We start from the raw sequence: 5,778 nt of genomic DNA, 5'->3' as shown, positions 1-5,778 counted from the left end.
TTACACCTATGACCGTATAGGACGGGGAACCATTTTTATTCCCAATGCAACTGTCTCTATTATAGGGGGTATTCAACCCTCTCGCATTCTGCCCTTTATACGCAATGTTTTATATGGCAAAGGCAATGATGGTTTCTTACAACGCTTTCAAATGCTTGTCTTTCCCGATAAGACAAAAGATTGGAAATGGGTTGATAAACCGCCCAATCAAGAAGGGTGGCAAAAGTATGAAGGGGTTTTTCGCTCTTTTCGTGATAAACGCTTAGGGTCTCCAGAACAACCACTGATCATGCGTTTTTCTCCTAAAGCACAAGTAAAATTTTATGAAGGGTTAGAGCATCTTCATAAAGAGGCAAAAGGAACTACTCACTCAGAAAGCTTACAATCGCATCTTTTAAGAATGCGCAGGGCATTACACGTGCCTTGCGTTAATTTTTGAACTTCTTGACGGTGGTCGTTTAGAAATTGGACTCTATGCCATCACAACAGCGTTGCGTTGGACAAGTTATCTGTTAAGTCATGCCAAACGTCTTTATGCGGCGCATGATACATTAACAGCAGAGCGTGCAAAATTAATTGTTGAACGCTGTGATCATTTACCCGATGTTTTTTACTTTACGCGATATTAATCAAAGAAATTGGACTTCTTTAAAAGACAATCAAGCCGTTAAACAAGCTTTAGAGCTTTTATGCCGTTGTAACTATATTCGTGAAGTCTCTGGAGACAATAACCCTAAAAGCGGTCGACCTACGATACGTTATGAATGGAATCCTTTAGTAAAGGGGCATAAGACACCCCAATAAAGCATTACCCCTTGTATTTCATAGAGTGAACCTTCAAAGAACGCCTTAATGTATGAGTTTTGAAGATTTCGAGTATTTTGAGGGTTCCTTTTACTCTGCTTTATATATTTTTTTCAATCGAAAAATAAAAGTCATTATATTTCAATAAGTTATTTTTTAATAAACAACCCACATCAAGATACAACCTATAAATACAACCCACGGTATATTTTTGAAGGTATTTTGAGGGTTTGAGAAACCTTCAAAACCTCTCTATAAAATGTCTCATAAAACTCATCAAAATACTCATTCTGATATCTTAAATCACATAACGAATTTGTCTTTTTTCCATAAAACAAACAGCAAATTTCACTATTTTGCTGATCTGATCTCTCTCATGGGCATGGGCTGTGGATAAGTACCTTTAAAACCCCTTTTGAAAAAATTATCCGCTTTTTTAGCATTTTTTCCAGTTTTCTCACTATTCATTCAAAATGGATTTAATAAGCTTCGTTTTGATTCTTTTGATAAGAATTAACCCTCTCATATGAAAACGGAGCCTTGTTGTAATATGCGTCACTTTAATAAGTATGATAATGAACATGTCACTTTACGCTCTCTGTTGGAATATTATCGTCAACAAGCTAAATCACTTCGTGAATTAGGAACCTTGTTTGAAAACCTTGTCATAGCTTATTTGACAAAAGACCCTCTTCATTATGGACGCTACGAAAAGGTTCAAACCTATTATGAATGGGCTAAAGAGCGTGAAGGTTGGAATAAAAATGATATCGGCATTGATCTGGTGGCAAAGCTTCGCAATCAAGAGGGATATGTGGCTATTCAATGTAAGTTTTATAAAGCTGACCATCAGATCAGTAAAAAAGATATTGATAGCTTTATCGCTGCCTCTGGAAAAGACATCTTTAAATATCGACTTCTCGTTGACAGCACAGAAGTGGAATTAAGTGACAATGTGAATGCCATGATTAAAGGACAAGCGATACCCGTTTATCGCATTGACCTTCGTCATATGGAAAACAGTCGGATAGATTGGCAAATATTTGCAACAAAACAAGAAGTTCTTCTGAAATCAACAAAAGAGCCTCGTCCACATCAAGAAGAAGCCATCAAGAAAGTCTGTGAAGGGTTAAAAGAAGCAGACCGTGGTAAGCTGATTATGGCATGTGGAACGGGCAAGACTTTCACCAGTTTAAAGATAGCAGAAACCATAGCAGGAACAGGCAAGCGTGTGTTGTTTCTGGTGCCCTCGCTTGCTTTAGTCTCGCAAACGATCCGTGAATGGACAGCCGATGCACAAGTGCCCTTGCGTTCTTTTGCTGTGTGTTCGGATACGAAAGTAGGCAAGCGTCGTAAAAACCAAGATGATATTGTTGGTATGGAAACATCAGATCTTGTTCTCCCTGCTACCACGGATGCTCAAGCCCTTGCCAAAGAAGCTTGCGAAAACCTAGCAGATGCAATGACGGTTATCTTTTCAACTTACCATTCAATCCAAGTGATTTCGGATGCACAAAAAGAGCATGGTTTACCCGAATTTGATTTGATCATCTGTGATGAAGCCCATAGAACAACTGGGGCTTCATTGGGAAGTGAAGACAATGAATCTGAATTTATCAAGGTTCACGATAACAGCATCATTCGAGGTAAAAAACGTCTGTATATGACAGCAACGCCGCGTATCTTTAGTGATACTGCCAAAAGGCGGGCGGATGAGATTAATGCCGTTCTCGCATCTATGGACGATGAAACGCTTTATGGCAAACAACTCCATCATTATACATTCGCGGAAGCTGTCGATAATGAACTTTTAACTCCTTACAAGATTGTGGTCTTGGGTATTAATGAAACCTATATCACACCAGCCATACAGGAGATTATTGCCAATGAAAACCGTGAAATTGATTTAGATGATGCGGCAAAAATTATTGGCTGTTATAGAGCACTTACCAAAATAGATAAGCAAGCGGCTGTTGATGATGATGATACAGAGCCCATGCAATGTGCTTTAGCTTTTTGCAAAGATATCAATACCTCTCAATATATAACAAAGCTCTTTAATAAAATTATCAAATCTCATATTGATGATTTCCTTCAAACCGTTCCCTTTCTAAACTGTGAAGTAAGACATATTGACGGAACGCAAAGCGTCAAAAAACGCAATGAGGAATTGGATTGGCTTAAAGAAGATGCGGGGCAAAATGTTTGTCGGATTTTAAGCAATGTTCGGTGTCTGTCTGAAGGGATTGATGTCCCTGCTCTTGATGCCATCATGTTTTTACACCCGCGTAATAGCCAAGTCGATGTGATACAGGCGGTAGGGCGTGTGATGCGTCGTGCTCCAAATAAGAAAACGGGCTATATCATTTTACCCATTATCATTCCTTCACACTTAGAAGCCAAAAAGGCTTTACGAAACAATAAGAGATACCGTGTTGTTTGGCAAGTTTTGCATGCTTTACATTCTCATGATGAGAGACTTGCTCGGACGATTAATCAAATGTCTTTAGGACAAGATAGCAGCCATACGATTGAGATTATAGAAATTAAGCGTGCCAATGAATTAAAAGAGCTTACCACAACGGTTGATGAGATCTCGATACCATCAAAAGCAGAAAGTTCTGGACATACCATTGGAACATCAGAAAGCAAATCTCAACCGGTATCTGGAGGACAAGGAGACTTATTCCGCCGTTCTGAATTTTTTGATTTTGTCAAAGCCATTTTTCTGGATAGTTTTAAAATCACGGATTATTGGGGCATTTGGGCGAACAATGTTGCTGAGATTGCTCAAAACCATATCAATCATCTTAAAGATATGATTTCCGATGAAAAGAGTGAAGCCTTTCACGCCTTTGATGCATTCCATAAGGAATTAAAGAACAACGTCAACAGTGAAATCAAGCAAGAGGAAGCGATTGAGATGTTAGCGCAACATCTTGTCACGCGTCCCGTGTTTGAAGCTTTATTTGACGGTAATGAATTTGTACAGAACAATGCCATTTCGCAAGCAATGGACAAGATCTTAACGGAACTGGATAAAACAAATATCGAAGAGAAAACGAAAGATCTTGATAAATTTTACAAAAGTGTCATGTTCTGTACAGCAGGCATTACGGAAACTCATGCAAAACAGAATCTTATTATCAAACTTTATGAAAGTTTTTTTGCCAAGGCATTTAAGAAAACCACGGATAGGCTTGGGATTGTTTATACGCCCGTTGAGGTTGTTGATTTTATCATTCATTCTGTTGATGATGTGTTGCGTAATGAATTTGGCAAAAGCTTGGGGTCACGGGGTGTTTCTATTCTTGACCCTTTCACGGGAACGGGTACTTTTATCACACGGCTTTTACAATCTAAACTGATCAAACTAGAGGACATGGAATATAAGTTCCGTCATGATATCCATGCCAATGAGATTGTTTTACTTGCCTATTACATAGCAGCGATTAACATTGAAACGGCCTATCATGGTCTTATGAAAGGTGATTACATTCCCTTTAAGCATATTGGCTTAACCGATACGTTTCGGATGCTTGAAGAGAAAAATCTTCTACAGGAATTATTCAAAGAAAACAGTGAATATTTAGAGCATCAAAAGAAACTAAATATTGAAGTTATCTTTGGTAACCCTCCTTATTCTTCTGGTCAAAGAAGTGAGAATGATAATAATGCAAATGTAGAATATGAAATACTTGATAGAAGTATCCAAAATACGTATGCACTTAAATCTCAAGCAACATTAAAAAGAAATCTCTATGATAGCTATATTCGAGCGATTAGGTGGGCAAGTAATCGCTTAAGTTCTCAAGGTGGTATTGTAGCTTATATTTCTGGAAATGGATGGATAGATAAAGCATTTGCTGATGGCATGCGAAAATGCTTACGAAATGAATATTCTTCTATTTATATCATTAATCTTCGTGGTGATATTCGAAAAAATATAAAATCAAAAGAGCTATCAAAGGAAGGAGGCAATGTTTTTGGTTCTGGAAGTCAAAACGGAATAGCTGTAACGATTTTTGTGCGCAATCCAAATAAAAAACAACCGTGTAAGATTTACTATCATGACATTGGAGATAATCTTTCCACCGCAAAAAAACTTGAGATGCTTCAATACTTTGGTAGTGTTGATGGCATCACAAATAAATCGGGTTGGAAAATAATTACACCGGATGAACATGGTGACTGGATTCATCAACGTGATAACAATTTCAAAACATTTTTAGCTATAGGCGATAAGAAGGGATGTAATTTCAGACTATTTGAAACGTTTTCTCTTGGGGTTGTAACCAATCGTGATGCTTGGACGTATAACTCAAGCCATGAAACTTTAAAGAAAAACATGAGTAATATGATTGCCTTCTATAACAGTGAAGTGGAACGTTTTAATGATATCTATCCGCATGCTAGTCGCAAGATACGTACAAAGGCTGTAAATAATTTCGTTGATACAGATGAGAGGAAGATAAGTTGGAGCTATAATGTTAAACAAGAGTTAGTAAGAGGAAAAATCTTTGAATTTGAAGATAGATGCATCACGCAAAGTCTTTATCGTCCTTTTACGAAACAATGGCTATACTGCAACCGTACTTTTAATGAGAGAGTCTATCAAATGCCGCGGATATTTCCGATAGGAGAAACGGTTGAAAATAAGGTGATACAAGTTACAGGTACGGGAACTCAATCAGGTTTTTCTGTACTTATGTCTAAAAATTTACCTAATCTTGATGTAGTGGATAAAGGTCAATGTTTTCCACTTTATATTTACGAAGATACTACGGTTTCAAAAAGTAAAAGTGAAAAACAACCCCATTTATTTACGCATTCTATAGAAGAAAACACAACAGCTGGTTTACAACGCCGTGATGCCATTACGGATGAAGGGTTAGACCATTTTAAAGCGGCTTATCCTAATGAAAAAATCACGAAAGATGATTTATTCTATTACGTTTATGGGATTTTCCATTC

General features: G+C 37.5%; 1 protein-coding gene and 1 pseudogene. Both read left to right on the top strand.

All coding sequences use genetic code 11. The features are described 5' to 3' along the window. Positions 1-804 (top strand): annotated as a pseudogene (locus ACFINX_RS09155) (DUF3987 domain-containing protein); the annotation flags it as partial. Positions 805-1,354: 550 nt separating this feature from the next. After that, on the top strand, positions 1,355-5,778 hold a 4,424-nt coding region (locus ACFINX_RS09150; protein ID WP_375668713.1), incomplete at its 3' end, for a DEAD/DEAH box helicase.

The organism is Bartonella sp. AP36NXGY (assembly GCF_042195865.1).
Classification (GTDB): Bacteria; Pseudomonadota; Alphaproteobacteria; order Rhizobiales; family Rhizobiaceae; genus Bartonella.
The sequence above is the reverse complement of the archived record's forward strand: the minus strand, read 5'-3'. Positions and strand labels throughout refer to the sequence as shown.